Genomic DNA, 5,079 nt, shown 5'->3' on the forward strand with positions numbered 1-5,079 from the left:
GCCTTGGCCTATAGCCTGGGTTATTATAATGGCGATTATAGCCCCTATAGCCTGGGTTATTATAATGGCGATTATAGCCCTATTGGAGGCAATGGCGCTTTTGCCCATACGTATGTGGGAACAAATGGCGATCTTACTGGCCGGCCATTATTTAATGGAAACATTAGCAACAGTACCTACAGCATAGCCAAAATAAACAACGATGCAACAGTGGGTTATAGTTACGGTTACGATCAGCTTAACCGCATTAAAAATGTAAACCAGCACGATATTGGTATAGGTAACTGGAACTTTGGCAGTGCCAACGATAAATTTAAAGAAAGCTTTGGTTACGATGGTAACGGTAATATTCTAACCCTGCAGCGCAATAACCAGGGCGGAAGTACCATGGATAATTTGGGTTATGTGTATAACCGCGATGGCGCAGGTAAACTATTGAACAACCGTTTGGCTGCCGTAAATGATGCTGTAGGGGTAACCAATGGAAACGATATAGGCAACAATAGTTATACCTATGATGAAATAGGTAACTTAAAAACCGATGCTGCCGAAGGCATCAGCAACATTGATTGGAGTGTTTATGGTAAAATCAAAAGCATCARCAAAAATAGCGGTGGCATCAACTATACTTAYGATCCWTCGGGCAACCGGGTAAGYAAGTTGTACAATGGCATTACCACTTATTATGTACGCGATGCCCAGGGTAACAGTTTGGCTGTGTACGATAATACCGGCAATACCAGCAACTGGCGCGAGCAACAACTGTATGGYAGCAGCCGTTTGGGAATGTGGAAACCAAACCTTAATTTAGCTACAGCCAATGGCAGCAGTATTTGGAACAGCTATGGCCTTAAGTTCTTTGAGTTAAGTAACCACCTGGGTAACGTAATGGCGGTAGTGAGCGATAACCGCTTGCAAACCGGTAGTACTTACGAGCCTGATGTAATTAACAGTAACGATTATTACGCCTTTGGTGGGCAGATGAACGGCCGCGATTTTACAAACCCAGGCGCACAGGCCTACCGTTATGGTTTTAACGGTAAGGAAAACGATAATGAGGTAAAAGGACCGGGTAACCAGCAGGATTACGGGATGAGGATCTATGACCCGAGGATAGGGAAGTTTCTGAGTGTGGACCCGTTGACGAAGGAATATCCCTGGTATACACCTTACCAATTTGCAGGTAACAAACCGATTAATAGTATAGATTTAGACGGACTTGAGGAATATAATTCGTATGATGCATATTCGTTACATAAAGGAAAATCAGCACTCCGTAAAATGGATGGCTCTGATGGAGCATGGCTTACATCGGATAGAATTGCAAAAAACGGTGTTTGGTCTAATGCAATGTCTTCTATAACACAAAATGGCTCGCAAGATAAATTTAGATCATATTTTACTCGTTCAGGTAAGGTGGAAGAATTAGCATATAGTTTTGGAATTGTCAGAGACTATTATAATTGGGCTCAAGGTCAGATGGATTCTAGAGGGTTTAAAAGTCGATGGGCAATGGGAGCATCCTATCTCGTTGATGATTTGGCAAAGAATTTTGACGGCGGCAACTTGGCTAGCCTAGATCCTACTGGTACTGGAGGATTATTAAAGGATTTAAATCAAGGAATAGCGAATTATGCTGTTACTAAGTTTAAGGACGCTCTTTATGGTAATGGAATAGGGTATTCATATAAGTCTGGTTATGAGTGGGATAAAGGATTTATAGGGAGGGAGCAAGGGCCTGTAGCTTTTGATGTCTACTCTAAATGGAATGGAACTTTAGCTTTAAGAAATCTTAATAGGATGTCGAGAAATGCATGGTATATACCGGGAGGAGTAGCAAATCATTTTTTTCCAGATTTTTCACATTGGGGTACAGACCTTACTAATGATAATGCTAAGTATCGCTATGGACAACAAGATAGGATTAATATCCCATTATTTATGTTATGGCCTAAAACACATGGTAGTCAAAGTGGTGTCAAGTTAACTGATAAGCAAACATCTGATATAATAAAAGCCCATAACTCAATAAATAACTATTATAAAAATAATATGAAATAATTATGATTTATTCTCGGCGTAGTAAAATATTAATACAGGTACTACCTTTATTTTTTGTATTAATGAGTTGTAAAAGAGAAAAAAATATTGAAAACTATCTCTCAAGCTTTAAACATTCTATAGATCTTAATGAATTTATTGGCGATAGTGTGAGGTTAGTAGATTTTCGAATAAAAAATAATCTATTGGCGATTCGTGGAAGATTTAAACAAAACAATAATTTTTGCKTTTATATTATTGATCTTAATAAAAAAAAGAAAATTGGTTACACTAGAAATATTATCTCTGGGTTAGAACGTAATGGAGTTATGTACGATATCTATAATGATAGTTTAGTCTATATGTCTTTGGTCCATCCAGATACATTATACATCAAAAACTGGCGTACAGGAATTGAATTTAAAAAACCAATTGATCTGAACAAAACATATACAACAAGTAAGTTGATAATGGATTCAAATGGAGTGTTTTTTATTGAAGCAGTTATGGGTTTTGGCTTTTTTGATCTAAAAAAGAATGAATTTCATCACTTCGATGGGGGAGTTGCGGATTATCATTTAAATACAATATCATTGCCCATCAACATGGAATTAAACCTAATAAGCAGAGTTGAGAAAAACGAGAATAATCTGCAGTTTTTAGCTTTAGATAATAAAAGCAATGTTAATTGGATGTATTCTCTGAAAATGGATAATGTCGATGGTAATGTGGACATATTTAATTATGGGTCACTTTTTATTGTGAAATATAATAACAGAATTTTTGCTTTAAAAAAACATACAGGAGAACTTGTTTGGGAAAGAAACTTCTCAAAGCCAATATCAGCTGTATATCAATATAAAGATCAGCTTTTGATTGGATTTTTGCCGAAATTGAGCAACGTGGATCATGAAATAAGGAATGAATGTAGTTTTTTTTTAATTAACGTCAGCGATAATAAATATACATGGACAAAAAAAGTTATTTCATATGGAAATGTTGTCGCAGGAATTGTAAACGATCAACTAATCTTTAGTGATGACAAGAATGTCATAAATTATAGCCTAAATTTTGGAAATGAAATTGATAAAATTGGCTTAAAGAATAAAAATTATTACGGAGCATTTACAACTATTAGAGATTTATATTCAAGTAAATTATATTTTTTAATGCCTGATGAAAAGATTTACTGGTAGTGCCCCCCTGCTAGTCCGAGTGGATTGTAATTAGATAAATTGTGCTGGTGCGAGTTTTTAACTCGTACCAATATAAAACCTCATTAGCGCAAGTCTTATCTCTACTGACGCAAGTCTTAGCGAGCGAGGCAGTGTTGCTGGCAGACTTGTGCTTTAAAATAATCTAAGCCTGGCCTTGAGCCGGGCTTTTACTTTTCCATCATTTCTCTCACTGGCGCAAGTCTTATTAGGCGGGAAGGTGTACTCCAATCTGGTCTTAGCGTCTCGCTGAGACCTTTTGTTTAGTTATAGTATTTTGAGCTTTAAAGAATTTATAATACCAGCCTGGCCTTGTGCCGGGCTTTTACTTTTCCAGCATTTCGAGTTTGATGAGCCTAGCTTTAATTGCGCCATAAGAGCGCCCGTGCAGTCTGACCAGTTCGGTTATCTTTTTGCCTTCATTAAAAGCTTTTAACAAAAGGCTGTCTTCTTCGGTTGACCATGGCTGTCCCTGTTTTCCCTTTTGGGCAAGGCCCTTTATTTCATTGATTGCGAAGTATAGCGCCCTGATTACCCCTCACTAGCGCAAGTCTTAGCAGCTAGGGCAGTGTTGGTGGCTGACTTGTGCTTTAAATTTTCTTAAGAGATTATATTGATTTGACTAAAGCACAAGTCAGGCCTTAGCTGCTTGGGCCGGGGTGCTAAGACTTGCGCTAGATGGTGAAATTGCGGCCAATGCAGCTAGTGGCTGTTTTGCAGCAATTGATGAAATCGCAATAGCCAGGTTCCGTTTTAACCAACCGGCACCAGGCGGACCAACTACCCTTGCCGATAACAGTACACAAGAAACGCAATATAACGGTATTTACCCTGGTCATGTACTCAAAACCAGTTATGTATATAATGCCACCAACCAGGTATTACAACAGGAAACACCAGATGGTAGGGCAAGCAATTTCTGGTACGATTACTTGAGCCGCTTGGTGTTTTCGCAAAATGCAAAACAGGCTGCGCTTTCAGATTATAGCTATACCAATTACGATGCATTGGGCAGGATTTTTGAAGTTGGCCAGAAAAATCTTACAGGAGATAAACAACCTGCAACACCGTACCAGGAAGATTCACGGTACCGCGAAATTCTGAACAATAATACAGGAGCTGATAGCCAGATTACCCAAACTTTTTACGATGATAAAGCGCCTGGATCAGCGGGCGTAAATGTTACCCTGCAGCAAGATAACCTGCGCAAAAGGGTATCGGCCAGTATTTACCGCGATAATAGAAGCACTGCAGCGATTAATGCCAGTTATTACAGCTACGATGTGGGCGGAAATGTGAAAAGGTTGTATCAGCAGATAAATGGCTTGGGCATAAAAACCCTCGATTACGAGTACGACCTGATTAGCGGCAAGGTAAACCTGTTGGCCTACCAGCACAGCAGGACGGCCACACCTGAAAAAGACCAGTTTTACTATAAGTACGATTATGATAGCGAAAACCGCCTGATTAAGGCATGGACCAGTACACAGGCCAATATAACCCCTTATGGCTTTGGCAGTAGCCTCGATAATAGTTACAAGCGCCTGGATGCTGCTTACCAGTATTATTTACACAGACCACTGGCCAGGATGGAGCTTGGCCGTAACCTCGAAAAAGTACAGGGGATCGATTATGCCTATACCTTACAAGGCTGGCTAAAAGGTGTAAATGGAACAAAATTAGATCCAACTATCGAAATGGGAGGCGATGCTGCACAGCCCCAAAATGCCACCATTGCAAAAGATGCCTTGGCCTATAGCCTGGGTTATTATAATGGCGATTATAGCCCTATTGGAGGCAATGGCGCTTTTGCCCATACGTATGT

Annotated in this window: 3 protein-coding genes; all 3 read left to right on the plus strand. The window is 39.4% G+C overall.

The genetic code is table 11. The features are described from left to right. The coding region (locus AC1DND_RS18895) for an RHS repeat domain-containing protein (protein ID WP_477583965.1) at positions 1–2,061 on the plus strand (2,061 nt) is incomplete at its 5' end. Positions 2,062–2,123: 62 nt separating this feature from the next. Next, positions 2,124–3,236, plus strand: a complete 1,113-nt coding sequence (locus AC1DND_RS18900) for a hypothetical protein (RefSeq protein ID WP_477583967.1) — start codon at positions 2,124–2,126, stop codon at positions 3,234–3,236. Between the two features lie 677 nt (positions 3,237–3,913). Continuing rightward, positions 3,914–5,079: hypothetical protein (locus tag AC1DND_RS18905; protein WP_477583969.1), on the plus strand; the 1,166-nt coding region annotated here is incomplete at its 3' end.

It is taken from the genome of Pedobacter sp. 01N416, assembly GCF_056399685.1.